The organism is Halodesulfovibrio sp., from assembly GCF_015482765.1.
In the GTDB taxonomy this organism is placed as follows: domain Bacteria; phylum Desulfobacterota; class Desulfovibrionia; order Desulfovibrionales; family Desulfovibrionaceae; genus Halodesulfovibrio.
Genome location: NZ_JADMLB010000075.1, coordinates 1 through 26,338 on the forward strand (window position 1 = coordinate 1; position 26,338 = coordinate 26,338).

The following is a 26,338-nucleotide window of genomic DNA, read 5'->3' on the forward strand; positions in this document are numbered from 1 at the left end:
AAAAAAGGCGGTATAACACCCTTGGAGAACGTTCTTACCAGTTCCTGCTTCGTACTGAAAAAATACGAAAGGTACAGAACCAATGAAAGCTTTGCGAACTCCATAGGCTGCACAGAAAACGGTCCAATACTGATCCAGCGACTTGCACCGTTAACCTTCACTCCCAACGGAGAAAGCGTAATGATCAAGGCACAAAGAGACAGGCCGAGCAACGGGTAATGCAATTGGTAGATAAAGCGTTTCGGTAAAAAAGCGCATATGCCCATTCCGGCAAGCCCGATGCAGGCAAACATAAATTGCCTTTGAAAGAAGTGATACTTACTTCCAAAGTTACGTTCTGCCATAATGCCACTGGAACTCAGAACCATTATCAGTCCGAACGCGAGAACACACAGGACTGCTATGAGTAAAATCCAGTCCAATGAAATTGTGGTGTCCTGTCGTTTATCAGCCATGTAATGACTCCACACACAACCGGAATGCTCCGGTAATTATCGTATTATTATTCGCTGAGCATTGCGGCAATTCTTCTGAAGTCATCACCGCGTGCCTTATAGTTTGCATACTGGTCGAAGCTGGAGGTTGCTGGAGAAAGCAGCATGACATCACCGTCCTGTGCCTTTCCCATTAAAGCCCTGGCTGCATCTTCCATAGATTCATGCCAGTCCAGATCGACAACGCCGTCCCATGCTGATTCAAAAACTGTCCGGCTGTCACCATACAGACCTACAGCACGAACATGTTTTTTTACCAACTCAGCAAGAGAGCCAAGGTCTCCGCCTTTGTAATGGCCACCTGCTAAAAGCAATACAGGCTCTGCAAAACTTTCCAAGGCAGCGCGGACTGAATCAACCGTCGTGGCTTTTGAGTCATTGACGAAAAGTACGCCGCGACCTTTAGCGACAGTTTCCAACGTATGCGGTGCAGTTGAAAAGTTTTCCACTGCGGCTAACGCCTGATCCAGAGTTACACCGAAACGGGAAGTTGCAGCAAAAGCTGCTTCCATATTCAGTCGGTTATGAGACCCTTTCAACGAAGCCTGTGCAAATTGTCCGGTATCGGAAAACACATGCTGTGTCGCCTGCTTCAGTCCGTTACATTGGCTGCTGATTGCAACCTGCTGCACATCTTCACCAAACAGCGCGATATCATCGTGCTGCATATTGGCAAACATCTGCAACTTGGCATCAATGTATTCCTGCATATCTTCATGATAATCGAGATGATCTTCAGTAATATTCAGCAATACACCGACACTTGGACGGAAGTGGCGGCAAGTTTGTAATTGAAAACTGGAGACTTCCAGCACAAGAACATCTGCTTCCTGCTCTTCAAGAACAAATTCGCTTAGCGGTGTTCCGATGTTACCACCAAGGAAAACGCGTTTTCCTGCTTCACGAAGCATGGCATCGCAAAGGCGTACTGTTGTTGTTTTTCCATTTGTTCCTGTCACTGCAATTGCAGGAATGTGAGGAACGCATGACCAAGCCAGTTCCATTTCCGCAAGCACTACGGCTTGGGAAGGAATAAATGCCTCGAGCTTGCGCATGGCAACCCCGGGGCTTGGCACTACAACATCTGCACCGATAAACTGTTCTGCTGTATGAGGACCGAATGCGGTCTCAAAACCGCATTCAGCTATTGTTTTACGGAAGGATTCCGGAACAGATTCCTCGTTCATATTCACGATACGTACAGAAGCCCCGAGTGAATGCAACAGCCTTGCAGCAGCCTGACCAGAACGGCCAGTGCCGACAACGACGGCTTTGCATCCGGGTGTAACTACCTGTGGTCGATTTTCCACGAGTAACTCCTTAACGCAGCTTCAGGACACTGAGAGCCATTACGCCCAACAGTATTGAGATAATCCAGAAGCGAATAATAACTTTGGATTCCGGAATACCACTAATTTCAAAGTGGTGATGAATCGGTGCCATTTTGAATATTCGTTTTTTCCGTAGCTTATAGGACCCTACCTGCAAGATTACCGACAAGGTTTCTACGACAAACAATCCACCGACAACGACCATCATCAGCTCCTGTTTGCACAGCACGGAAATAAAACCAAGAGTACCACCGATTGAAAGTGAACCTACATCACCCATAAACACCTGAGCCGGATACGCGTTGAACCACAGGAAACCAAGGCCTGCGCCGACAAGCGCTCCGCAGAATACGGTAATTTCACCCACACCCGGTACAGCTGCAACTTGCAAATACTGCGACAATGCTGCGTGACCGGCAATGTAAACAAAAACACCGTACACAAGTGCGGTAACAACAGCCGGAACAATGGCAAGTCCATCCATTCCGTCTGTGAGGTTCACACCGTTTGATGAGCCGATAATAACCAGCATGGCAAACGGAATATAGAACAGCCCTAAATCAGGACTGACGTTTTTAAACAAAGGAACATACAGTTCCGTTGAATATGCCGGCAACTGCACCAGCATATAGAGAGCTACGCCGGAAATAGCGATCTGCCACATAAACTTAGCGCGGGCAGACAGTCCCTGATTTTCCTTACGGCGAAGCTTTGTAAAGTCATCCAGAAACCCGACACATCCAAAGCCTACATACACAAGTAAGGTAAGCCAGACGTATGAGTTGCTTAAATCACACCACAACAGTGTGCTGACAACTATAGAAAACGCGATCAGGATACCACCCATTGTTGGTGTACCAGCTTTGCTGCTGTGGGTTGCCACCTCGGACTGGATGTACTGTCCGCATTTAATTTTTTTGAGCCAGTTAATAAAGTAAGGCCCCAAGACAATTGAAAGAATCAGAGCAGTAAGAAGAGCTCCCACTGTTCTAAAGGAGATGTATTTGAATACATTCAAAAAGCTCAGATCTGAACTGAGCGGGTAAAGCAGATTATAAAGCACCAGTTATCCCCGTTGTTCTGCTTGGACAACAATTGTCGCAGAACACAGAAACAAAACGCTCTAGCTTATTACCACGGGACCCCTTAAACAAGATGGCACCGTCATCTACGCAAAGCGTTCTGCAGAGGTTAAGAAATTGCTGCGGTGTTTCCACGCAGTGGAATTCCCCGGTAAAGTCAGTCTCATCCAGACCGTCTTTCACCGCATTGCGGTTATTGCCAATCCAGCACACAACATCGGCATTAGATTCTGCGATCTTTTTACCTAAATCTCTGTGCGCCTCGTAAGCCTGCTCCCCCAGTTCCAGCATTTCACCCAACACCAGAACAAGCGGCTTATCTTTTGCCAGCTCTGCAGCTGTTTCCAGCGCACGGGCACAAGATAGCGGATTCGAATTATAACAATCGTCTATAACAAGCCAGTTGCCTCGCTGTGAGCAGTTAAACCGTTTTTCCGGCAACGTAGCCTGAGCAAAGCCCTGAATAATTTCTTTTGAAAGTAATCCGATAATATCTGCGGCAGCAGCCACTGCGATAACGTTCTCGGCTGCAAACTCTCCTCTGAACGGAACAGTTACTTCAAATTCTTTGCCGCAAAGATTAACGCGGTACTTACCGTGTACTTCAGAAACAGCCCCTATGTACTCAGCGTAATAAGCACATTCGGGATCTTTGATACTGAAGTACCGCATTTCATCAAACTTTCCTTCACATGCTTCTGTTAGTTCAGGATAGTCAGCAGAAACCAGTCCGACTCCACCCTGCTGAACATATTTCAAAAGCTGTGACTTATAGTAGGCAACACCTTTGTCGCCTAATCCTTCGGTATGGCCTTCGCCAACGTTCAGGATAATTGCAAGATCCGGTCGCATAATAGCGCCAAGCTCGTCCATATCGTGCGGCTGGCTTATTCCTGCTTCCATCACCCAGTATTTCTCATCACCGGAAGCGGCAAGCATAGATACCGGCAGTCCGATCTGATTATTCAAATTGAGATGGTTCCTTGCGGTCTCGCCTCGTACAGAAAGAACTTCTGCCAACAGCTCTTTCACTGTTGTTTTTCCGGCAGTACCTGTAATGCCTGTGACAATAGCTTTTGTCTGCAGGCGGTAGAATGCTCCGAGCTTCCCGAGAGCTTCTACACAATCTTGAACCATTAAAAGAGGTACACCGCCGTCACCGCATTCAAGCTCCATCATTTCTTCCATAGAAAATGGAGGACGCTCTGCAACAATTCCGCATGCACCACGTTCCAGCGCTGCTTTCGCAAAGTTATGGCCGTCAAACCGCTCGCCTGAAATACAGAAGAACAGTTCACCGCGCTTTAACACACGACTGTCGGTCTGTACGCCGACAGGTACAGTACCTTCTGCATCACCGAGAAATCCCACAGCGCCCATAGCGCTTTGGATTTGTTCGAGCGTTAACTTCACTAGAGCAACTCCTTAAGAATTGCCTGATCGCTGAATGATACCTTTTTAGTGCCGATAACCTGATAGTCCTCGTGTCCTTTACCGGCTACGAGAATACAATCTCCAGGTTCAGCAATGGAAACCGCAAGCTCTAACGCTTTTTTGCGATCCACTTCCACCAGCACTTCTTTACATTCGGCAAGACCCGGCTTCACATCGTCGAGAATAGCATCAGGATTTTCAGTACGCGGGTTATCTGAAGTAAGCACCGCCACGTCAGCCCCTTTTGCTACTGCCTCACCCATGAGCGGACGCTTAGTGCGGTCACGGTCACCGCCGCAACCGAACACTGCAATAATGCGCTCAAACCCTGTTTTACGCAGAGCAGAAAGAACGTTTACCAACGCATCCGGAGTATGTGCATAATCAACAAAAGCATAAATGCCTTTCTCTGTCGGGATGCGCTCAAGGCGACCACACACACCGTTGTATTCAGAAAGACACTGCATCTGCGCAGGAGTCAGCCCCATTCCAATGCCTACCGCCATAGCTGCAAGCAGGTTGGATGCGTTATGAGTACCGACCATCGGAGAGGTAATTTTCCACTCCTGTCCCTCAAAGGTCATATGAAGTTTCAATCCGTCCACAGTGGATTCAACAATATCTCCACGCAGTACACGACATCCTTCAACAGTCTGATCTGTCAGGGTAAAACCGATACCGTTTGCGAGTTCCGGCAACAGACGCTTGCCATAGTCATCATCAAGATTGACCACACCAAGCTTCTCTGTATCTGGAACTGTTGTGAACAGCTTTTTCTTTGCTTCATAGTAACTTTCCATATCACCATGATAGTCCAGATGATCCTGTGTGACGTTTGTCAGCACACCGCCTGCAAAACGAATCCCTGCAGAGCGGTTCTGATCCAGAGCATGGGAGGAAACTTCCATGAATGCATTTTCAACACCGGCTGCTTCCATACGCGAAAGCAAGGAATGCAGTTTTAAACAATCCGGCGTTGTCATGTTTGCAACAATTTCAGTACCCGGCCAGCGGTATGCAACGGTGCCGATAACACCGGTTTTGCGTCCGGCCTGTGCAAACAGATATTCAAGGATACTGGTTACTGTTGTTTTTCCGTTTGTTCCGGTAACACCGACAAGCTTTAAATTCAGGTTGGCAGTACCAAAACGGGCAGAAGCGAGTCTGCCGAGAGTCTCTTTTGGATTGTCTGTAACAACAAACACTGCATCTGCAGAATCTGTCGGAATATTCTCTTCGCTGCACACAATGTATGCTGCACCATTCTCAATGGCGTTCCCAATAAATTTTCCACCGTCAACAGAAGCACCCGGAAGCGCAATAAACACGTCTCCCTGCTTCACTTTGCGGGAATCGATATGCAGCGTAAGCAAGCCGGTTGCGACCTGCTGCTCCAGCTGTTCCATAGGTATAGTCTGCGCCATATTACGATTGCTCCGATAGCCAGAGTATATATTGCTGTTTACTGCCGGCAGACCACTTTGCACCCGCTGCCGGTTTTTGTCTTTTCACAAAAGCACCGCTACCTTTTACAGATGGAATGATGCCCTGACGAGCATACACTTCCATTGCGAAGCGTACTGACCTGCCCCGTAAATCCGGAATAGAATTACCGGAAATATGTGGTTTACCACCTACATCAAATCGTCTTTCACCATATGCAGGCTTCAGCGTTGACTGCTTGGAAGTGGCAAACAAACGGGACTTCTCAAAGTCTGGTAAGGTGCCGTTGAGAGCCATGTACCGCATCGCAATCTCTTTAAAGGCCGGTGCGGCAACCTTGCTCCCGTAATAGTTTTTAGCCGGTTCATCAACCACAACAAGTGTAATGAACTGCGGATTCATTGCCGGAACAAGCCCGACAAACGACGCGGTGTACTTACGTCCGTACCCGCCGCTTCGTGATGCTTTCTGCGCTGTTCCGGTTTTTCCGCCAATGGAAACACCGGAGATGGCAGCACTTTTACCAGTGCCGGATTCAACCACGTCTTGCATCATCTTTAAAACAGTATGTGCTGTTTCTTCTGAAAAAACCCTCTGTGAATTTTCTCGAAGCACATTTTCATTCAATGGAAAATTTTTTACCAACCGTAACGGTTTTCGCACCCCGCCGTTTGCCAAAGCCAAATAGGCTTCTGCCAGCTGCGGCATTGTGGCTGCAAAGCCTTGCCCAAACGCGGCGTTGGCAAGGTCTACCTGCGTCCATCGGTTCAACGGCCGCAAAATACCGGAAGATTGTCCGGCTAGCGGCAGTGCCGCCTTTTTCCCGAAACCGAGCCGTACGAGATAATCCCGATACTTCGTTGCCCCAAGCTCAAGTCCGATTTTGGCTGTACCGATATTACTGGAGTAAGTCAGTATCTTTTTAGCTGTCAGCCACTGTAATTTCTTTGTATCGCGAATGCGGACGTTATGAAGTTTCCATCGCCCGTTTTCGCAAAAAAACAGTGTATCCGGCTCAATAATATTTTCTTCCAAGGCTGCTGCCATAAGAAACGGTTTAATTGTTGACCCCATTTCCAAGACATCCTGCGCAATGCGGTCGCGTCGCTGGCTTGCTGAATACTGCCCGAACACATTCGGGTTAAACATAGGAGCCTGTGCCCATGCGAGAATATCTCCACTGGCAACATCAACAACCATTGCCCCGCCCCATTTGGCATCATAGGCATTCACTGCATACTGAACAGCCTGTTCAGCAAAGAACTGAACCTCTGAATCAATTGTCAGAGCAATATCTTCGCCCTGAAGCGGTGTTGTTTCTTCTGCACCTTGCAAGAAAAGTCTTCGCCCTGCGGCATCACGCTGAACCACAAATTTTGACGAAGAGCCGGTAAGGGTTTTGTTAAAGGCATACTCAATACCGGCCAGCCCTTTCTCATCAATACCTACATAGCCAAGCAGGTTACCGCTCAACATTTTGTTCGGGTAAATCCGCCCAAACTCTTTTTGAAGGTATACGCCCTTCAATCCGAGTTTTTTGATAGCTGCGGCTGTCTTGTCATCAATTTTTCGCTTAACCCAAACAAAGTTGCGGCCCTTCTTTATCTTTTTACGGATGAAAGACGGATCAACGCCCAGCACTCTGGCAAGGCGCACAGCCACTGTATACGGGCTTTCCACTTCATACGGACGCACAAAAACAGATTTAATGGCAAGGGTAGATGCCAACACTCTGTTATCACGGTCAAGAATCTTCCCGCGACGCCCTGTAACAAGCTCTGATGTAAGATGCTGTCGAAGCGCTCTACCGCTTAAATTCTGCGTATCAACAACCTGCAAGCAGTATGCTCTTGCCCAAAGAGAGCACCACACAACTGCTATTAACACTGCAACGCATAAAAACCGCACACGGCTCCAGTCCCGCTTTTGAGAAGCAGAATCACGGGTTGCCGAGGCGGTTCGTTTTGATCGAGTATTTGATCTAGTTCGCGCTGCCTTCGCCACGGTCACTCCATCAATTCTTTGTCGGTTCATCAGGCATTCGTCGAAGCTGTCCGACCTGAGCTGCCTGCATCCCGAGCTTTGCGGCTTCTTTCTTCAGCCTGTACGGAGACAACAGGTTGTCCCGTTCAAGCTGAAGTCTTGCTGTATGAGCTTTCTTTTTGTTGACGCTTACCTGAAGTTCTTTAAGGGCATAGCCCATATTCACCTGCTCAATATTAAGCCACACTGTGGTAAGGCACAGTGCCAACGTGACGACTCCTGAAAGAATCAAAGCAAGAATCCATACATCAAATTTTTTTGCCATGGCTTTCCGCTACAATTTTTCAACCACACGCAGTTTTGCGCTGGAAGAACGGGAGTTTATTTTCAATTCTTCAGCTGTTGCAGTAACAGGCTTTCTGGTAATCAACTTAATATTCGGCGTATGGTTACAAATGCATACCGGAATCTGTTTCGGACAAATACATCCGGTAGATTCTTCTTTGAACATACGTTTAACCATACGATCTTCCAGAGAATGGAACGTAATTACTGCAAGTCTTCCACCGGGACGAAGGTGATCCAGAATGCGTTTAAGAAACGCTTCCAGCTCTTCCAGTTCGCTGTTAACCACCATGCGCAACGCCTGAAAAGTACGTGTTGCAGGATGATTTCTCGATTTCGCACGCCATTTTGCCGGATATGCTTTTTCAACAATGGAAGCCAACTGTGTCGTGGTTTCAATCGGGGAAAGAGCACGCGCTTCAAGAATCGCTTTGGCAATTCGGCCACACATAGGATCTTCGCCGTACCGACCGATAATAAATTTTAATTTTTCATAAGACGCCTTGTTCACAATGGAGCCTGCTGGCGGCATACCGCCGGATGGGTCCATACGCATATCAAGAGGGCCTTCTGTTTTAAAGCTGAACCCGCGCTCCGGCTGGTCAATCTGCATAGAGGAAACACCGATATCAATCAGTGCACCGTCCAGCTCATCCCAACCTACATCACGCATAACCATTTCAAATTCACTGAATCTGGCATGGGCGGTTACAACATAATCTCCAAACGGTTCGAGACGCTTACGCGCACGTTCCAATGTTTCGAGATCTCTATCAATACCGAGCAGATGCGCTTTACCTTCTGCTTTTTTCAACAAAGCTTCGCTATGCCCTGCAAGACCGAGGGTACCGTCCAAGTAGTATCCACCCGGCTTAGGGTCGAGATAGTCGATCACTTCGTTCAGCAATACAGAGACGTGATCGTCCCATTCTTGCCGGTTTTGCGCGCTATCCTGTTCGGAACTCATTACTCGTCACCTTATTCCTAAATCGGGAAGTCAATCCCGCTTTCTGTTAATTCGTCGGCCACATCATCAAAGTCGAGTGCCATCAGGTCTTCAAATCTGGACTTATCCCAAATTTCAAACTTGTTTCCTTGCCCGACAATCACTATTTCTTTCTGAAGCCCACCATAAACCACGTGGTCAGCCGGAAGACGAATGCGTCCCTGCTTGTCCACAACAACTTCTTCGGCTCCGCCAATAACGAGTCTTCGGAAATGACGCAACTTAAGAGATGGATTTTTTAATCGGTGGAATTTTTGCTCGAACTCTTCCCAATCAGGCAAGGGGTATCCCATTACGCACCTGTCATAAGTGGTAAGGACAAGGTTCCCGCCTTCGGAGCGAGAAAGAAGGATGTCCCTAAAGGCAGTGGGCAGCATTACTCTGCCTTTATTATCGAGACTTCGGTGGGATCGGCCTCTGAAATACATACGTCACCTCTACCACCTTTTACCACACTTTACCACCCCAACTATTATAAGAATGGTATAGCCCCAAAGTTGTAACCAGTTGCAAACGAACTAAAACCGGTTTCACTCCTCAATAGCTCTTGACAATATGTGGCAAATCACAAAATATCGATACCATGAGAACTAAAATTATTGCCACCATTGGTCCGGCCAGTAACTCCCGACAGAAACTGTCAGAACTTATTGAAGCCGGTGTACGGATTTTCAGGCTTAACTTCTCTCATGGCGATGCGACCATGTTTGAAGGTCTTATCGCACTTATTCGCGAACTCGAAACCGAGTATGATACCCCGATTACCATTCTTCAGGACCTTTCCGGCCCTAAAATGCGTATCGGCCAGCTCAGCGAAGACAGCTACACGCTTAAAAAGCATGACCGTCTCGTTCTCGGCCCTTCCGGTTCAGAACATGTGCGTCAACTTCCATTTATTCCGTTTGATGTTCCAGAGATCATGGAAACTCTGGAAATCGGCGACAAAATCGTACTCGCAGACGGCGTACTTCCGTTCCGCGTGACCGAAAAACTCGATCTCGGCGCATTTGAGATTGAATGCCGCAACGACGGATTCCTGACCTCCCGTAAAGGTCTGGCTCTTCCGGGTAAGCCGATCAACCTTCCGGCTATGACCGAAAAAGACCAGAGAGACCTTCGCGACGGTCTGCGTCTCGGTGTTGATGCCTGTGCACTCTCCTTTGTTCAGACTCCTGCTGACATTGAAGTTGCACGCAAGATTATTCTTGAAGCAGGCAAAAACATTCCGATTATCGCAAAACTCGAACGCCAGACATCAGTACAGAACCTCGAAGACATTCTCGAAGTTACTGACATCATCATGGTTGCCCGTGGTGACCTTGGCGTTGAATGCCCGCTGCCGCAGCTTCCTGCTATGCAGAAACGCATTATCGAAGCATGTAACCGCGCAGGCAAACCTGTAATCGTTGCTACCCAGATGCTTCTGTCCATGGTGAACAACCCTGTTCCTACCCGTGCAGAAACCACTGACGTTGCTAACGCAGTACTCGACGGTACCGACTGTCTTATGCTCTCTGAAGAAACCGCTATGGGTAACTTCCCTGTGCAGACAGTTAAGTACATGACCAAAATCGCTCAGGAAGCAGAAAAATACTACTTCGAGCAAGAACGTGACATGACTCCAAGCAAAGGTCAGTCTACTCCTGACTTCCTTGCATACTCAGCATGTCTCATGGCTGAAAAAGTAGAAGCCAAGGCTCTTGTATGTCACTCCAACAGTGGCGCATCTGCCCGCTTAATGTCCGCACGCCGTCCGGATCAGCTTGTTCACGCACTGACTCCGAACGAAAATGTTCGTCGTGCATTGAACTTCTCATGGGGTGTTGTAACCGATCCTGTTGACAAATCTATTGAAGCCCACCTACAAAGGGCTGAAACATTTGTTGAAACATCCCCTGAATTCCGTGCCGGAGATCGCGTTGTTATTACTGCAGGACAGCCAAAACCGGGAGGACAAGCCAGGGGTACAAACTTGGTTAAAATCTACCATAAGTAAGTATGACAACTGATCGTTCCGCTGCTTCCGAAAGCTTTAGAGAGGCCTATTACCAGATTGCTAAGTCAATTCTGGAAAGCTTCCCGAAATACAGACCACCACTGGATCTGTTTGTGTACAAAGATGAGTCTGCCACGCTTGAAACCTATTGTCGTAAAGGCCATAGGCTCTCTAACGAGCAGGTAGATGAAATCCACAAATTATGCGGTGATGGCAGCCTGTTTGTAGCCCGTGCTGACCATGCGGTGTACTTCAAGCACATTGTCAAACAGCTTGACCTTGTTCTTGTTGATGAAAACTTGAAAGAGACAGAAATCGCTGAAGTGATTATTCAGGCGTTAACCATCCGCCTTGAAGAATTCTTTGACCAGCCCGTCCGCCCAGTGTTTGAAACACTGTACAAAGACGTTATGGTATTCACGGAATTTCTTGCTCAGGATAAGTTCCGCATTAAACTCTTCATGCGTCGCCTAGCATTGAAAGAGCATAAACTCAGCTCTCACTCGCTGAACAGCTGTATTGCCGGACTCTGGCTCTTTTTTGAAACCCGCAAGGATTTCAAACGCAGGGATCTGGATAAAGCAACACTGGCACTGTTATTACATGATCTTGGAATGACAAAAGTTCCTTCCTTTATCTTGTCTAAAACAGAGCCGCTGAAACGTGATGAGCGAGCAAAAATCATCGATCATGCCCTTCAGGGCGGAAAGGTGGTTCATAAACTGGGCTTTGCTTTCGACGAAATGGTGCAAGCCATTATGCAGCACCATGAACGATTAGACGGAACTGGATACCCTAACAAGCTTAAAGGTGATGATATCGGCTGGTTCGGCAGACTTGCTGCGGTTGCTGACTCCTTCAGCGCCATGATTACTGACCGCAATTACGCCCCTGCAATTGCACCCGCTGAAGCGGCTGCTTCTCTTCAAAAAGATGAAAAGCGCTACGACAGCAAATACACATCACTGCTTAATGCAGCATATGCCACCAACTTGTTTTAGCATCACCGCTATTACGCCCATAAAAGACCACTACGCGAGCAGTGGTCTTTTTTTCGCCTATCTAACTGTATACACATTATTTTTACCATCCTTCCGCTCTTAGAATAGCTATCACACTCATATGTAGCGTACAGTTTACGTGTCCCTTGACGCAAAAGGATACACTGTAATGCGTAAACTGCCGGTTTCTCTTCCATCTATCATTATTGGAGTATTGCTTCTCATCGGAGCAATATGGTTTCTCCTTGCCCAACAGTCAGATGATGCTGTCCGAGTGTTACGCACAGCCACAGCACAACGGGGCAGTGTATCAGTCCAGCTTAAATCAACCGGAATCATCAAGCCTCAGGTCGGTGCTATTGTAAAAACAGGCACACGGGCAACCGGTCTTATCAAACGCATGCTTGTGCAAGTAGGGGACAGGGTCAAACAAGGTGTCCTTATCGCCAAGATTGATGATCGGGAAGAACGTGCGGTTTATCAGGCTCAGGAAGCGGCACTGCGCCAAGCTCAGGCAGAGCTGACCAATGTGAATAAGACGTACCCAATCCAGATAGATCAAGCTCAGGCAACGCTCAAAGGCTCGCTTGCAGAGCGACGCTTCACCTACCTGACCTGGCAGCGAAATACAGCTCTCGTGGCGACCGGTGTTCTCGAGCAGGCAGCACTGGATGAGGCATACCAGAACTATGTCGTTGCTGCCACACAGGCTAAAGCAGATGAAGAGGCGCTGAATCTCGTAGAAGAAAACTATGTGACTGATCTCATCAAAGCCGTAGAAGGTGTTGTTTCTGCCGAAGCTGATCTTGAAAACGCCAGTATTCAGATCAGTTACACAGAAATTTATGCTCCTATTACCGGAGTAGTAAGCCAAGTTACAGCTCAGGAAGGGGAAACAGTTGTTACAGGACTGGAAGTAGCGAATCTTATCACCATTCTTGATCCAACGCGTCTGGAAATGCTCATATACGTTGACGAAACCGATGTCGGCACCGTGACCAAAGGAATGCCGGTCAATTTTTCTGTTGATGCCTATCCCAATACAATTTTCAGGGGGATGGTTGAAACAATTTATCCTGAAGCCGTCATACAGGATAACATCGTCTACTATCAGGCTCTCGTTCCACTTTCCGCCGCAACTGCCCTGCAACTTCGTCCGGAAATGACCACACAGTGCTCAATCATCACGAAAGAAATCGACAGTGTTCTCGTTGTCCCAAACGAAGCTATCAAGTGGGTTGATGGAAAAAAATATGTTTATGTTGTGGATGCAGATGGAGACGCCACGCCTGTTTCTCCCAAATTCGGCATTATGGGAGAGGAGAATACTGAGATCCTTTCAGGCATCAACGAAGGTGAGAAGGTAGCAACACGAATTATCATTCCAACCATTAATGCAGACAGTAATAAATAAAGAGTATGAATAAGCCGGTAATTGAGACAAAGGCACTCACACGCACCTTCAGTCAAGGAGGGCAAACCGTCAATGCGGTGAAGTCCCTTGATCTGGTCATCAACCATGGAGAACTCGTGGCGATTCAGGGCACTTCGGGCTCGGGAAAATCCACGCTTCTACATCTCCTTGCCCTTCTCGATCGTCCTACGTCCGGCTCCTACTTTCTTGACGGAACCAACACTGCCCAAATGACTGATGATGAACAAAGTGATGCTCGAAACAAACTGACCGGCATTGTCTTTCAGAACTTCTACCTCATCCCGTATGCCACAGCTGTGGAGAATGTTATGCTCCCAGGGCTGTATGGACACAGGGCACGCACCAAGCTTCGACAGCATGCTGAAGAACTGCTTGATGCTGTAGGGCTGGGAGACAGGCTCACGTTTAAGCCTTCGAGTCTTTCAGGCGGACAACAGCAACGAGTCGCCCTTGCCAGAGCCTTGTTCAACGATCCGCCTCTTCTTCTCGCTGATGAACCCACAGGGCAGCTGGATTCCAGCACCAGCAACGAAATTCTTGATCTGTTCAAAAAGATTAATGAGCTGGGAAAAACCATAATTCTTGTTACACACGACCCGCTTACCGCCGGCAGTGCACGACGACGCATTGTTTTTAAAGACGGAGAAGTGGTAAGTGATAAAACCCAACAGCCCGTCCGTAATTCTGACACTGCGGACAGCTCTATACAATAACAACACGCGAGGAGACATTATGTATAAGTCCATCATTACGTTTCTTTTTGCAGCATTTTTTCTAGCGTCCACTGTTCCTGCTTATGCAGAAACAGCCCCTATACGCTTTGCAGTTCCGCCATGGTCAGGGGCTATGGTTAAAGCAGCAGTAGCTACACAGGTTCTGGATGCACTGGGCTACAAAACATCAACCGTTCCTATGGAAGCTTCCGAAGTATACAAAGCTCTCGATGCAGGAGAAGTGGATGTCTACATGAGTTCATGGCTTCCAACACAGGAAATGCTTCTTGAACCATTACTGAAAACAAAGAATGTGCATGTTGCCGGAGTGAATGTTGCCCGCGCGCATACCGGACTTTGCGTTCCCGGATATGCACACGCTAAGGGTGTAGAGAATCTTGAAGATCTTGCAAAGCATGCTGATAAATTCAATTCCACTATCTACACAAGTGAACCCGGTTCCGGCATGTATATCCTTGTTGATGAACTTATTAAGAAAAATACAGACGGACTTGGCAGCTGGAAACAGCAAGGTGCGCCTGTTGATGATATGCTGAAAGATGTCATCAGCGCTTTTAAAGAGAAAAAATGGGTTGTATTCACATGCTGGGAGCCACACTGGATGAACATCACTCTGGACATGCGCTACTTGAAAAGCATGGGAGGTGCCCCGAAACTTATTGCCGAAAGCACCATCAACACACTTATCCGTGCTGACATAAAAACAGCGAATCCCGATGCGTACCTGTTCTTGTCCCGCTTCAATGTGAGCAAATTGACACAAGGAAAATGGACATATGACATTTCGCTTAAAGAGCAGGATGTTAACGAAACAGCTTCCGCATGGATCAAAGGAAACCTTGATACTGTTCGTCAGTGGCTTGGCAATATTAAAGCCGCGAACGGTGATCTGGCCTCAGATGTTATCAAAACAAAATTCTAACGGCACACAAAATCGAACTTGACATTTTTGTACAAACACAGATAGAGAATTCACATGAACAACTTAACCACCAATTTCCTTTTTGCGTTTTTTGGTTTCCGCGGCATTCAGGCCTGCGGATCGGTTGAGTGTGTTCAAACGTAACACAAACTAACTCTATGCACCGATGAAACCGCAGGCGAAAGTCTGCGGTTTTTTTTGTACCCTTAACACAGGAGACACATATGCTACTCGGACTCGGAAGTATTGAAACAGCATTGCCGTACTGGCTCTGCATCCTTTCAACCATTGGTTGTATCGCGTACGGGATCAAGAACTGGAACAATGCAGGTGAGCCTGACACTGTGACAGCTGAAGTAGAAGTAATAGTGCAGGAAAGCACGGACAACTAAGAGGAGTTACCGACGTGGCCGTCAAACTTATTACCGCATTGCTGTACTTTGCAGCAGTTTTTTATCTGGGCTGGAAAGGATGGAAGGAGACCAAGGGGGCAAGTGACTACATGCTTGCCGGACGCTCAGTGAACCCTTTCATCATGGCCATGTCATATGGTGCAACCTTCGTCTCCACATCTGCTATCATTGGCTTTGGTGGTGTCGCTGCTATGTTCGGCATGCCTCTGCTCTGGCTTGCTTTTCTCACAATTTTTGTTGGTGTTTTTCTCGCCATGGTTTTTCTCGGAAAACGCACACGCCGTATGGGATTAACACTGAACTGCCACACGTTTCCTGAACTGCTCGGAAAGCGTTACAACTCCAAGTTTGTTCAATCGTTCTCCGGCGGCATCATCTTTTTCTTCATCCCTGTGTATGCGGCAGCGGTTCTTACCGGTATCTGCCGTATGACTGAAGTATCTTTAGGGCTGCCGTACGAATGGATGCTCATCGGCATTACCGCAATCCTCTCTCTGTATGTGATCACCGGCGGTATGAAGGCTGTTATGTACACAGACGCATTCCAGGGAACCATCATGGCAGCGATGATGCTCTTTCTTCTGGGATACACCTACTACCTGCTCGGCGGTGTGGTTCCAGCACACGAAAAGCTCACAGCCATGTCTTACCTTATGCCGGAAGCATTGCAGAAAGGCGGCATTCTCGGCTGGACACAGGGGTCAGCACAAGGCACACCGCTTTGGCTCGTTATCTACACAACACTGGTTTACGGTGTAGGCATCGGTGTACTCGCACAACCGCAGCTTGCCGTTCGCTTCATGACTGTTTCCAGCGACAAAGAGCTTAACAGAGCAGTGCTGTACGGTGCTATCTTCCTTATGCTGACGGTGTTCGTTATCTTTGTTGTAGGCGCACTTTCCAATGCTATTTTCTTCGAACAATTCGGAAAAATCAGTATCCAGATGGCAGGCGGAAACCTTGATAAGATCATTCCAGTCTTCATTGAAAGCATTATGCCTCCGTGGTTCTCAGCGGCATTCCTGCTCGCCATGTTTGCGGCGGCCATGTCAACGCTCTCAAGTCAATTCCACATTGGCGGAACCTCTCTTGCACATGATGTTTCGCAGGTTGTTATGCCGACAAAGCGTGATTCCAAACAGATCAGTCAGCTCGGTATCTTCGCAACTATTCTTGCGACGTTGGTATGGGCTTGGTTACTTCCGCCCTCCATTGTTGCGCGTGCCACTGCGTTCTTCTTCGGTCTCACAGGTGCGGCGTTTCTTCCAGCATACATTTTCGGGCTGTACTGGAAAGGAATGACCAAAACCGGAGCCAAGCTTTCTATGGTCGGCGGGTTTACCGTATCGATGCTCTGGATGCTCTTCATCCATAAGAAAGAAGCGGTTGCCATCGGGCTTTGTCAGACACTGTTCGGAAAAGCGACTCTGGTAGCAGATGCGGCTCCTGGAAGTACGATGTTCCTGCTCCAGTGGGTTGATCCGAACGTTGTTGCGCTTCCTGTGTCCCTGACCATTGCTGTTGTCGTCAGTCTCGTTTCTCGCAGTTTGGCAGAAGATCACATTCAGCTTTGTTGGCAGAACAACTAAGCTCAAGGATGTTGTCTCCGACGGGCAAAGGCTCTGCCCCGCACAAGAGACTGGCATCCGTAAGCACTCGTTCAGCGTGAACGGCAAAACACCACAGCGTTCCGCTGAGCGTGTTAAGCAGATGTCTCCGACGGGCAAGGGCTCTGCCTCCACAAGGGACTGGTATCCGTAAACACCCGCAAGGGGGACGCCCCCTTGACCGCGGTTTAACGCGACGACATCAAGCACTTATTCCATTGGAAGCCGCGGCTACATTACCTTTCTACTATCAAGAAGAGGCTGTCATTTAAAAGTGAACAGCCTCTTTTTTATATGTACATCGAGATAACCAGTTTTCATTAAGCCAATACATTATGGAAGAACATAAGAGAGACTCTCTGGTGTCAGCTGGTTGAAAAGACTTCCCTCTAAACTATATTTTTCGACGATATCGAAAAAATAAGCTTTTTCTGCTTTGTCGAACTTGACATTTTTGTATTAGAACAGGTAGAAGAAAGCCATGAACACAATCAACCGCCATATGAACAGCTATTTTTATGCATATTATGGTTACCGCGTCTTAAAGACCTGCGGATCGGTTGAGTGTGCGTAATCACGCATACTGATTAAGGAAAGTATACCGATTAACCGCAGGTGAGAGCCTGCGGTTTTTTTTATAACAAGGAGAAAGAATTATGCTGTTAGGACTCGGAAGTATCGAAACTGCCCTGCCTTACTGGCTCTGCATCATATCCACCATCGGCTGTGTTGCGTACGGCATAAAGAATTGGAACAACGCCGGTACGCCGGACACAGTAACTATTGAATCGTTAGTGCAGGAAAGCACGGATAAGTAACGGGAGAAATACGACATGGCTGTCAAGCTGATTACCTCACTGCTCTACTTTGGAATTGTCTTCTACTTAGGTTGGAAGGGATGGAAAGAAACGAAAAACGCCGGAGACTACATGCTCGCCGGACGTTCTGTTAATCCGTTCGTTATGGCTATGTCGTATGGAGCAACCTTTATCTCCACCTCTGCGATTATCGGATTCGGCGGTGTTGCTGCCATGTTCGGAATGTCATTACTCTGGCTGGCGTTCTTAAATATTTTCGTGGGCATCTTCATTGCTATGGTCTTTTTAGGCAAAAGAACCCGTCGCATGGGTGTGGTACTGAACTGTCACACGTTCCCTGAACTGCTCGGTAAACGCTACAACTCAAAATTTATTCAAGGCTTCTCCGGCAGCATTATCTTCTTCTTTATTCCGGTATACGCAGCAGCGGTGCTCACCGGTATCTGCCGTATGACTGAAGTTTCGCTGGGACTGCCGTACGAATGGATGCTCATCGGCATTACTGTCATTCTCTCTCTGTACGTCATCACCGGCGGCATGAAAGCTGTTATGTACACTGATGCATTCCAAGGCACTATCATGGTTGCCATGATGATCTTCCTGCTCGGCTACACATACTACCAGCTCGGTGGTGTTATTCCGGCGCATGAAACGCTCACCTCTATGGCGCATCTTGTTCCGGCCTCCTTGCAGAAAGGTGGTATTCTCGGCTGGACACAGGGAACAGAAACAGGCTCTCCGCTGTGGCTCGTGATCTACACAACCATCGTTTACGGTGTAGGTATCGGCGTTCTTGCACAACCGCAGCTTGCAGTACGTTTCATGACTGTTTCCAGCGACAAAGAGTTGAACCGTGCTGTTCTGTACGGTGCAATCTTTATCCTGCTTACCATTGGAGTGATCTACGTTGTAGGTGCACTTTCCAACGCAATTTTCCTAAACCAATTCGGCAAAATCAGCATTCAAATGGCTGGCGGCAACCTTGATAAAATCGTCCCTGTTTTTATTGAAAAAGTTATGCCGCCTTGGTTCTCTGCCATGTTTCTGCTGGCTATGTTTGCCGCGGCCATGTCCACACTCTCCAGCCAGTTCCACATTGGTGGAACCTCTCTTGCGCATGATGTCTCCAGAAACGTTATGCGTCGTAAAAACAATCTGAGCGCTTCATCCATCAGCCAACTCGGTATTGTTGCTACGATTATTGCTACTCTTGTGTGGGCATGGCTGCTTCCTCCCTCCATTGTTGCACGTGCCACAGCCTTTTTCTTCGGCTTAAGCGGTGCAACCTTCCTTCCGGCATACGTCTTCGGGCTCTACTGGAAGGGCATGACAAAAACAGGTGCTAAAGTTTCTATCGTAGGCGGATTCACCGTCTCCATGCTCTGGATGTTGTTCATCCATAAAAAAGAAGCTGCAGCTATCGGCCTTTGTCAGACACTGTTTGGAAAAGTAACTCTTGTTGCAGATGCAGCACCGGGCAGCACCATGTTTCTCCTCCAGTGGGTTGACCCGAACGTTGTTGCATTACCTATATCCGTTGCATTGGCTGTCGGAGTAAGTCTTGTATCCAGAAGCCTTGCAAAAGATCATATACAGCTGTGCTGGCAAAACTGCTAGCTGCATATGAACAAATAGAGACCCGTTGGTCAGCAGCCGGAATGCTTCTTCCCCCTGACAAGACCATGCATTCCCCTGCTGTCCGGCGGCATCTATACCGATTCACTCTCTACAAAAGAACGTGTGATGTGTAACGAAAGCCTGTCTCACTCCATACAACAGCTCTGCCGTTTCATTTCCTGCCTTATGTAAACGGTCAGTGCTGAAACATCCCGATCAAGCTTTCTTACATACAGTCAACATCAAGCACTCTCTTCCCTGATGTGCCTCCGTTCTTTTGATCCCCCGCGTCCGGCTTCACAATGTGTGCGTGATGCCGGACGCCTTTTTCTTCTCACTATTTTTCTCAGAACAAGCTAAATCTATACGCTATCTCTCTTGTACGAGCATGTAAGTAGGGTACAATACAGGGAATGAAACTTCATACCCTGAAATCCAGCCTGGCCGTCATGGGCAGAACAGGACTCCTCGCGCTTCAAGCGTTGTGGGCGTATAAGATTCGTTCGCTCTTTGTCATCATTTCAGTATCTCTAGGGATCGCGTCCCTCACGGTGATCATTGCCGCACACGATGGAGCAAACCAGAAAGCGGAAGAACTGACTGAATCATTCGGCCCTGATGCCGTTCTTGTTCTGGGCGGAGATATCTTCAACAGACCGGTAGGACAACGGACACTTACCCTTTCGTGGAATGATCTTACCCAGATAAGACGCTCTCTTCCCGGAACATATTTAGTCATTCCATTACGATCAATCAGCGGGAAAGTTATCCGGTACAGAAACAAAAACTGGAACGTTGCACGCATTATCGGCTCCTCAGCCAACTACAGTGAAGCATGGAACTGGCCGCTCATTTCGGGCAGAGACTTTACTCAGGAAGATGTGACACGGGCCTTACGAGTCTGCCTTATTGGTGAAACAGTCACACAGGCTCTGTTTTCTCCGACAGAAAGCCCTGTCAGCAAGACCATCTTTATCGGTAACGTACCGTTCACTATTATCGGTGAACTCTCCCACAGAGGCTATTCCGGCGGTGGAGGTTCCAGCCTTGATGATCGTGTTATTGTTCCCCTTACAACCCTTGCACAGCGCTTCGGAGCAGACAGGCAGTATTTCAGAGGATTACGCATTAAATACATTGATGCTGAAAACATGCAGGCTAACGTCGACAACCTCACCAGTTTTCTGCGTCATCTGCATAACCTTTCCCCCGGTGAACCGAATGACTTTTCCATTCTTACAGCAGAAGAAGTTCAACAATTCCTCTCTGCCTTAAAAGGCGGTCTCACCATCTTTCTTGGTGTTACCGCAGTTACCGCCATGATCGTAGGTGGATTTGTTCTGGCAAATCTTTTCTATTTATCCGTTTCAGAACGAACCATTGAGATCGGTCTCAAGCGTGCTATCGGCGCCAGTAAGCGCGCCATCATTCGCCAGTTTTTACTTGAAGCAGTTTTGCTGACTATTATCGGCGGGGTCTTAGGAGTACTGTTAGGAATTGCCCTTGCGCGTGTTCTTTTTATTTTTAATCTTATTGAAATAAGGCTTTCGTTAAAGATATTCCTGACGGCATTAGGTGCAGCCATGGCTGTGGGCGTACTCTTTGGATTAAGTCCAGCTAAACAGGCTGCGGAACTTGATCCTATCAAGGCATTACGGGGAGACGGCTGATGCTTAACTACCTACGCATTGCCCTGCGCTCTCTTGCGGCACACAAGCTTCGCTCTGTTCTGGCTATGCTGGGAGTCTTTTTAGGAACCCTCGCCCTCACGGGGGTCGTTCATGTATCCGAAGCACTGAAAGAACAGGCTCGACTGGAAACAGAAAAGCTCGGCCCGAACCTGCTTGTGGTACTTGCGGGTCAGCCTACCTTCAGACGCAGCGGAACACTGCGTTATGGCGGCCTTACTACGACCTTTAAAATGGCTGATGTAACAGCTCTGCTGGAGAACAATCCATACGTAAAAGAAGGAACGCCCTTTGTTACAAAAAACTCCACTATCAGCTACCGCCGCAACATCATTAATTCTCAACTCATTGCTGTAAACGCAGACTTTCCTGCTGTTCGGGCTGCTCCTGTTTCTTCCGGCCATTTCTTTACGGCTCAAGATGTGGAAAACCGTGCAAAAGTCTGCATACTCGGATTCACTATCGCGAGTAAGCTGTTCAATCGCCCCGCTGAAGGGCTCGGTAAGATCGTTCACTACAACCTTACCACGTTGCGAGTCATCGGTATTATGCCGAAACGCGGACGAGACCTTGCCGGAACCGATCAGGATGAACAGGTGTTTGTTCCTATCACCACCTACATGCGCCGAATGTCCAATCAGGATTGGGTGTCCGGAGTCTTTATGACACTCTTTTCCGATAAAGACGAAGCAGCAGCCAAAAAGGTAGCCACTGATATTATGCTCAAGCAGCACAACATCACCCGTAAGGCTGATGAAGATTTTCTTGTGCTGTCCGCCAATGATGTTTCAAAGTTAAAAACACAAGCCCTTCAGCTTGTGTGGCTTCTCGGTCTACTCAGCTCATCCATTTCATTTTCTGTAGGAGCAATGGGTGTGCTCTCGATTATGATTCTGCTTGTACAGACCCGTAAGCTGGAAATTGGTGTCCGCAGAGCCATCGGTGCCCGCCGCAGCGCAATCATGTCCCAATTCCTTTTAGAATCCAGCCTGCTTTCGGGCATTGGCGGCACCTTAGGGGCACTTGTGGCTGTCGTCATCATAACCATCGTCTATTATGTCGCAGGCTATCCTTACATTTATGACCCCCTCTTTATTATCGGAGCCAGTATCGGCTCCTGCATTCTCGGTATCCTCGCAGGGGCATACCCAGCGTGGGTTGCATCAAATGTGGATGTCTTGAAAGTTCTGCGGAACGAATAGGTTTTATTTTATAACACATTGACATATCGCCTCTTTTTTAGAACACCTACTATAAGAGTGTTCACTGTACGTCTTCTATGCTGAGACTTTTCTCAGCAAGCACGATGCTAACAAGGGAGGATATGATGATGTTGTACAATATTTCATGGAAGTTCCTACGCTGCCTGCTGATAACTGGGCTACTGATACTCACGGTTGCAGTTGCAGCTTCTGCAAAAACAACAATCAAAATGAGCTACAACGGCCCTGCCTCAGAAGAGGACAATGCTGTTCACGTCTTTGCCACACACTTCAAAAAGCTTGTAGAAGAGAAAACAGGTGGAGCTATTGCTATAGACTTGTTTCCAAACAGCCAGCTTGGCAATGAACAGCAACGCATGGAACAGGTTATGACAGACCCTATGATTAACGTTGCATCATTCGGCGGAATGGAAACTGTTTTTCCTGAAATATTTGCCACAAACGTTCCCTTCCTTTTTGACAGCTACAAAGCTGCCCACATCTTCTTTGATTCCAGCGATGCTATGAAAAAAATACGCAAAGAATTCAGAGAACGTACCGGTGTTCAGCTTCTTGAGGTGATTGAAGAAGGCGGCTTTATTGCCTTTACCTGCACTCAGCCAATCAAATCACCAAAGGACTTCAAGGGCTTGAAATTTCGGGCAATGGATGCCAGCCAGGTCGCCATGTACGAAGCCTTTGGCGCTGCTGGTACTCCTATCCCTTGGACGGAAGTCTACCTCGCATTAAAAACAGGCGTTGCAGACGGTCAAATGAACCCGCCGACATACATCATCATCGGCAGTCTCTATGAAGTGCAGTCACACCTGACACTTGCCAACGTACAATATTCCGACCAGTTCCTCCTTGTGAACAATGCCATGATGGAAGAGCTTGCAGACAAGGAGCGCGAGGCAATCCGCAGCGCAGCCAAAGAAGCGAACGCACTGACACGAACCTTTGTTGAATCTCAGGTAGAAAATAGAATCGCTTTCCTGAAAGAAAAAGGAATGGAAGTGTACACCCCCACCCACGAAGAAATGGCTGAATTCAAAAAACTCAGCACACCTTCCTATATTAAATGGTTACGTCAGCACATTGAAAAAGAGTGGATAGATGACGCTCTGGCAGACGCACAAAAAGCGAATAATGAGGTTCAGTAATGACCTCTTTGGCAACCAAATGCCAAGCAGTTTCAACTATTCTGGAACGCCTCTGCCTATCTGGAGCAGGGGCGCTTCTGGTTATAAACTTGGCAACTGTAATGGTAGGAGTTTTTTCCCGATTCTTTCGCCCGCCGATCTGGACAACTGATCTGGCAAAAATCACCCTTGTCTGGATGGTTATGCTTGCTGCAGCCCCTGCGTTAAAGCATGGCGAGCACATGGCAATAACCATACTTGTAAACAGGCTTCCTCAACGCTCCAGACGTCTTGTCTGCGGAATTCGCACAATAGCGTTCATGAGCATTCTCTTGCTGATGATATGGCTGGGAGCACAGTATGCATACAAGATGCGTCTGTTTACCATCATGACATTAGGAATAACAAAATCACTACCGCTGATGGCGATTCCAGTCGGCATGGGGCTTATGCTTGTTGAATACACGTTACAGCAGTTCATTCCCCCTGATGAGGCACTACAGCAACCTCACGCTGAGACTTCCGCAATGCACAAACAACACACAGAGGAGACTTCATTATGACGCTGATTCTTCTGTGCATCTTTTTCATTACTCTGGCTTCCGGTCTGCCGCTTTTCGCTGCCATGCTTTCAACCGCTTTTGCAGGCTTCATATACATAGACAAGCTCGGTCAACTGCGCATTATGATTCAGCAATTCTATGGCGGAATGGAGCCGTTCTCTCTGCTTGCGATTCCATATTTTATTATGGTCGGTGAACTTATGAGCAATTCCGGTCTCACCTCACGTCTTCTGCGTTTTTCTGAAGCTCTCGTAGGGCATTTAAAAGGGGGGTTAGGCTATGTCACCGTTGTTGCCAGTATCATCTTTGCAGGTGTGAACGGTTCGGCTGCTGCGGATGCTTCAGCAGTTGGTTCTATTATGATTCCTGCCATGAAGAAAGGCGGGTACCCTGACTCGTATGCAGCAGGGTTAACAGCAGGAAGTTCACTCATCGGCCCTATTATTCCTCCAAGTATCTTTATGATCCTTTTTGGAGCAATGACCAAAACCAACGTGGGCGCTTTGTTTATTGCAGGAGTCGTCCCCGGCCTGCTGCTTGGTATTGCATTCATCATTATGCATCGCATCAGCGCAGCACGGTTAGGACTTCCAGTCGTTAATTCCAAATTTTCATGGAAAGAACTCTTCATCTCAACCGGCGGAGCAATGGCTGCGCTTTTTGCACCGGGGATTATTGTCGGGGGTATTCTTTTCGGATTCATGACTCCCACAGAATCCGGTGCTGTTGCCTGCGCCTATGTACTCATCATGGGTCTACTGTGGACAAAGCAGCTTACCGTGAAAGGAATCATTCAATCCACATGCAGTACCGTCCGGCTGAGCAGTGTCATTTTTATTGTTATCGGTGCTGCAACCATTGTTGGCTGGATTCTTTCTTCGGAACGCATGCCGCAAAAGCTTGCACCGCTGGTCATGGAGTACGCATCGTCGCCCTCTATGGTTCTTCTGCTTATCAGCATTGTGATCTTCATCATCGGCATGTTTATGGAAGAAATTGCTGCTCTTGTGCTGCTGACTCCTGTGTTCAGCCCGCTTGCGGCACAAGCAGGAATTGATCCGCTTCATTTCGGTATTGTTATGACACTGAACATCACCATTGCACTCATCACACCGCCTATGGGCGCCTGTGTCTACATTGTTTCCTCTGTCGGCAATGTCGCGTTAGAAAAAATGTTTAAACATATCTGGCCTTTTGTTCTTGTAGCGCTTATCTGCCAATTGCTGCTTATTTTTGTACCGGAATTCTCACTCTGGCTTCCGCGCCTGCTGGGATACTAGCGGTACGTTGACCTATATCTCTTACTGGATTTGTCATGCCTGATAAAATCGTACCCCCAATTCATGGAATTGTTCACGCTTCTTGGGAAACTGTATATGCCACTGCATCTACAGAATCGAATGAAGATATCGTATCACTGTCGTTAGCACCGGAACACATGCTGAGCCGCTCTATTTATTTTGAACGGCAAATTGAAGGAGCACTGCCGGAATGCTATGCGCGTGAAGGAGTGCTGGAACGTCTGCTTCATGCATCGTCACTTCTGCCGTCACACCTGCGGCTTGTCATTCTTGATGGATGGCGCTCTACCGCTGTACAAACGTTTCTGTTCTCTGAATGCAAAAATGCCCTTGCTTCTATGCATCCGGAAAAAACACCGGAAGAAATTGTACCTATGGCACAGCAGTTTGTTGCCAAGCCAATGACAGACTATTCAGAGCCTGCACCGCATTCAACCGGTGGCGCAGTGGATGTATGCATTGCGGAACGTTCTGGAAAACAATTGTTCTTCGGTGCTCCGTTTGACTACCCCGGTGATATTTCCAGCACACTTTTCTTTGAAGACAAGCTGGAACGTGGAGAAAAGCTCACCACCCGTGAAGAAGAAGCGCTGTACAACAGACGTCTTCTTTACTTTGTGATGACTCAGGCCGGTTTCATAAACTTCCATTGTGAATGGTGGCATTTCGAATATGGAACCCAGCGCTGGGCGGCTGCTACCCGTGCCGATCAGGCCATCTACACACCTCAAGAATTCACTCTGAATCCGTATGCACGGTTAGTAACGCCATAACAACAGAA

At 47.8% G+C, this 26,338-nt stretch carries 24 protein-coding genes; 15 read left to right on the forward strand and 9 right to left on the reverse strand.

Features of this window, described 5'->3' with window-relative positions; all coding sequences use genetic code 11:
• From QZY95_RS14795 to mraZ, 9 genes are all read right to left on the reverse strand, one after another.
• Positions 1-455, reverse strand: a 455-nt coding sequence (locus tag QZY95_RS14795) for an FtsW/RodA/SpoVE family cell cycle protein (RefSeq protein ID WP_290924920.1), incomplete at its 3' end; no start/stop codon positions are given.
• Between the two features lie 47 nt (positions 456-502).
• Positions 503-1,804: a UDP-N-acetylmuramoyl-L-alanine--D-glutamate ligase gene (murD, locus tag QZY95_RS14800; protein ID WP_290924922.1), complete on the reverse strand. Its 1,302-nt coding sequence runs from the start codon at positions 1,802-1,804 to the stop codon at positions 503-505.
• Between the two features lie 10 nt (positions 1,805-1,814).
• A complete protein-coding gene (mraY, locus tag QZY95_RS14805; protein WP_290924924.1) occupies positions 1,815-2,888 on the reverse strand; it encodes a phospho-N-acetylmuramoyl-pentapeptide-transferase in 1,074 nt (357 codons plus the stop codon).
• Entirely contained in the window at positions 2,878-4,320 is a 1,443-nt protein-coding gene (gene murF, locus QZY95_RS14810) for a UDP-N-acetylmuramoyl-tripeptide--D-alanyl-D-alanine ligase (protein ID WP_290924926.1), read from the reverse strand. The genes mraY and murF overlap by 11 nt, the downstream gene beginning before the upstream one ends.
• Positions 4,320-5,765, reverse strand: coding sequence for a UDP-N-acetylmuramoyl-L-alanyl-D-glutamate--2,6-diaminopimelate ligase (locus QZY95_RS14815; protein ID WP_290924928.1), 1,446 nt, complete (start codon positions 5,763-5,765; stop codon positions 4,320-4,322). The genes murF and QZY95_RS14815 overlap by 1 nt, the downstream gene beginning before the upstream one ends.
• Position 5,766: 1 nt before the next feature.
• Complete coding sequence (locus QZY95_RS14820) at positions 5,767-7,818, reverse strand: penicillin-binding transpeptidase domain-containing protein (protein WP_290924929.1); 2,052 nt, start codon at positions 7,816-7,818, stop codon at positions 5,767-5,769.
• Positions 7,799-8,092 (reverse strand): hypothetical protein, encoded by a 294-nt coding sequence (locus QZY95_RS14825; protein ID WP_290924931.1) that lies wholly within the window; start codon positions 8,090-8,092, stop codon positions 7,799-7,801. Before QZY95_RS14825 ends, QZY95_RS14820 begins: the two co-directional genes overlap by 20 nt.
• Positions 8,093-8,101: 9 nt before the next feature.
• Positions 8,102-9,079 carry a 16S rRNA (cytosine(1402)-N(4))-methyltransferase RsmH gene (gene rsmH / locus QZY95_RS14830; RefSeq protein ID WP_290924933.1) on the reverse strand — a complete coding sequence of 326 codons (978 nt, stop codon included), beginning with the start codon at positions 9,077-9,079 and terminating at the stop codon, positions 8,102-8,104.
• 17 nt (positions 9,080-9,096) lie between these two features.
• Positions 9,097-9,546 (reverse strand): division/cell wall cluster transcriptional repressor MraZ, encoded by a 450-nt coding sequence (gene mraZ / locus QZY95_RS14835; RefSeq protein ID WP_290924935.1) that lies wholly within the window; start codon positions 9,544-9,546, stop codon positions 9,097-9,099.
• Between the two features lie 155 nt (positions 9,547-9,701).
• On the opposite strand from mraZ, the gene pyk reads away from it, so the two are divergent.
• From pyk to QZY95_RS14910, 15 genes are all read left to right on the forward strand, one after another.
• Entirely contained in the window at positions 9,702-11,114 is a 1,413-nt protein-coding gene (gene pyk / locus QZY95_RS14840) for a pyruvate kinase (RefSeq protein ID WP_290924937.1), read from the forward strand.
• 2 nt (positions 11,115-11,116) lie between these two features.
• On the forward strand, positions 11,117-12,115 hold the full coding sequence (locus QZY95_RS14845; protein WP_290924939.1) for an HD domain-containing phosphohydrolase: 999 nt from the start codon (positions 11,117-11,119) through the stop codon (positions 12,113-12,115).
• A 169-nt stretch (positions 12,116-12,284) separates the two neighbouring features.
• A complete protein-coding gene (locus QZY95_RS14850; RefSeq protein WP_290924941.1) occupies positions 12,285-13,529 on the forward strand; it encodes an efflux RND transporter periplasmic adaptor subunit in 1,245 nt (414 codons plus the stop codon).
• Between the two features lie 5 nt (positions 13,530-13,534).
• Positions 13,535-14,263, forward strand: a complete 729-nt coding sequence (locus tag QZY95_RS14855) for an ABC transporter ATP-binding protein (protein WP_290924942.1) — start codon at positions 13,535-13,537, stop codon at positions 14,261-14,263.
• Between the two features lie 19 nt (positions 14,264-14,282).
• Positions 14,283-15,206 carry a glycine betaine ABC transporter substrate-binding protein gene (locus QZY95_RS14860; RefSeq protein WP_290924944.1) on the forward strand — a complete coding sequence of 308 codons (924 nt, stop codon included), beginning with the start codon at positions 14,283-14,285 and terminating at the stop codon, positions 15,204-15,206.
• Between the two features lie 224 nt (positions 15,207-15,430).
• Complete coding sequence (locus QZY95_RS14865; protein ID WP_290924946.1) at positions 15,431-15,598, forward strand: symporter small accessory protein; 168 nt, start codon at positions 15,431-15,433, stop codon at positions 15,596-15,598.
• Between the two features lie 14 nt (positions 15,599-15,612).
• Entirely contained in the window at positions 15,613-17,208 is a 1,596-nt protein-coding gene (locus tag QZY95_RS14870; protein ID WP_290924948.1) for a sodium:solute symporter family protein, read from the forward strand.
• A gap of 674 nt (positions 17,209-17,882) precedes the next feature.
• On the forward strand, positions 17,883-18,044 hold the full coding sequence (locus QZY95_RS14875; RefSeq protein ID WP_290924950.1) for a symporter small accessory protein: 162 nt from the start codon (positions 17,883-17,885) through the stop codon (positions 18,042-18,044).
• Positions 18,045-18,059: 15 nt separating this feature from the next.
• Positions 18,060-19,661, forward strand: a complete 1,602-nt coding sequence (locus tag QZY95_RS14880; RefSeq protein ID WP_290924952.1) for a sodium/solute symporter — start codon at positions 18,060-18,062, stop codon at positions 19,659-19,661.
• Positions 19,662-20,074: 413 nt separating this feature from the next.
• A complete protein-coding gene (locus QZY95_RS14885) occupies positions 20,075-21,331 on the forward strand; it encodes an ABC transporter permease (protein WP_290924954.1) in 1,257 nt (418 codons plus the stop codon).
• The gene (locus QZY95_RS14890) at positions 21,331-22,551 is read left to right on the forward strand and encodes an ABC transporter permease (protein WP_290924955.1); all 1,221 of its coding nucleotides are present in this window, start codon (positions 21,331-21,333) and stop codon (positions 22,549-22,551) included. Before QZY95_RS14885 ends, QZY95_RS14890 begins: the two co-directional genes overlap by 1 nt.
• A gap of 122 nt (positions 22,552-22,673) precedes the next feature.
• Positions 22,674-23,714 (forward strand): TRAP transporter substrate-binding protein DctP, encoded by a 1,041-nt coding sequence (dctP, locus tag QZY95_RS14895; protein WP_290924956.1) that lies wholly within the window; start codon positions 22,674-22,676, stop codon positions 23,712-23,714.
• Positions 23,714-24,256, forward strand: a complete 543-nt coding sequence (locus QZY95_RS14900; RefSeq protein WP_290924958.1) for a TRAP transporter small permease — start codon at positions 23,714-23,716, stop codon at positions 24,254-24,256. The genes dctP and QZY95_RS14900 overlap by 1 nt, the downstream gene beginning before the upstream one ends.
• On the forward strand, positions 24,253-25,536 hold the full coding sequence (locus QZY95_RS14905) for a TRAP transporter large permease (RefSeq protein WP_290924960.1): 1,284 nt from the start codon (positions 24,253-24,255) through the stop codon (positions 25,534-25,536). The genes QZY95_RS14900 and QZY95_RS14905 overlap by 4 nt, the downstream gene beginning before the upstream one ends.
• 35 nt (positions 25,537-25,571) lie before the next feature.
• A complete protein-coding gene (locus QZY95_RS14910; RefSeq protein WP_290924962.1) occupies positions 25,572-26,330 on the forward strand; it encodes a M15 family metallopeptidase in 759 nt (252 codons plus the stop codon).
• The last annotated feature ends 8 nt before the right edge of the window (positions 26,331-26,338 follow it).

Excerpts from the sequence above, each read along its gene's own strand:
- dctP (WP_290924956.1), top strand. The coding sequence starts at position 22,674 with ATGATGATGTTGTACAATATTTCATGGAAGTTCCTACGCTGCCTGCTG.
- QZY95_RS14880 (WP_290924952.1), top strand. The coding sequence starts at position 18,060 with ATGGCTGTCAAGCTGATTACCTCACTGCTCTACTTTGGAATTGTCTTC.
- pyk (WP_290924937.1), top strand. The coding sequence starts at position 9,702 with ATGAGAACTAAAATTATTGCCACCATTGGTCCGGCCAGTAACTCCCGA.
- QZY95_RS14865 (WP_290924946.1), top strand. The coding sequence starts at position 15,431 with ATGCTACTCGGACTCGGAAGTATTGAAACAGCATTGCCGTACTGGCTC.
- mraZ (WP_290924935.1), bottom strand. The coding sequence starts at position 9,546 with ATGTATTTCAGAGGCCGATCCCACCGAAGTCTCGATAATAAAGGCAGA.
- QZY95_RS14860 (WP_290924944.1), top strand. The coding sequence starts at position 14,283 with ATGTATAAGTCCATCATTACGTTTCTTTTTGCAGCATTTTTTCTAGCG.
- rsmH (WP_290924933.1), bottom strand. The coding sequence starts at position 9,079 with ATGAGTTCCGAACAGGATAGCGCGCAAAACCGGCAAGAATGGGACGAT.
- QZY95_RS14855 (WP_290924942.1), top strand. The coding sequence starts at position 13,535 with ATGAATAAGCCGGTAATTGAGACAAAGGCACTCACACGCACCTTCAGT.
- QZY95_RS14825 (WP_290924931.1), bottom strand. The coding sequence starts at position 8,092 with ATGGCAAAAAAATTTGATGTATGGATTCTTGCTTTGATTCTTTCAGGA.
- QZY95_RS14910 (WP_290924962.1), top strand. The coding sequence starts at position 25,572 with ATGCCTGATAAAATCGTACCCCCAATTCATGGAATTGTTCACGCTTCT.
- QZY95_RS14890 (WP_290924955.1), top strand. The coding sequence starts at position 21,331 with ATGCTTAACTACCTACGCATTGCCCTGCGCTCTCTTGCGGCACACAAG.
- QZY95_RS14850 (WP_290924941.1), top strand. The coding sequence starts at position 12,285 with ATGCGTAAACTGCCGGTTTCTCTTCCATCTATCATTATTGGAGTATTG.
- QZY95_RS14875 (WP_290924950.1), top strand. The coding sequence starts at position 17,883 with ATGCTGTTAGGACTCGGAAGTATCGAAACTGCCCTGCCTTACTGGCTC.
- QZY95_RS14905 (WP_290924960.1), top strand. The coding sequence starts at position 24,253 with ATGACGCTGATTCTTCTGTGCATCTTTTTCATTACTCTGGCTTCCGGT.
- QZY95_RS14885 (WP_290924954.1), top strand. The coding sequence starts at position 20,075 with ATGAAACTTCATACCCTGAAATCCAGCCTGGCCGTCATGGGCAGAACA.
- QZY95_RS14900 (WP_290924958.1), top strand. The coding sequence starts at position 23,714 with ATGACCTCTTTGGCAACCAAATGCCAAGCAGTTTCAACTATTCTGGAA.
- QZY95_RS14815 (WP_290924928.1), bottom strand. The coding sequence starts at position 5,765 with ATGGCGCAGACTATACCTATGGAACAGCTGGAGCAGCAGGTCGCAACC.
- QZY95_RS14845 (WP_290924939.1), top strand. The coding sequence starts at position 11,117 with ATGACAACTGATCGTTCCGCTGCTTCCGAAAGCTTTAGAGAGGCCTAT.
- QZY95_RS14820 (WP_290924929.1), bottom strand. The coding sequence starts at position 7,818 with ATGAACCGACAAAGAATTGATGGAGTGACCGTGGCGAAGGCAGCGCGA.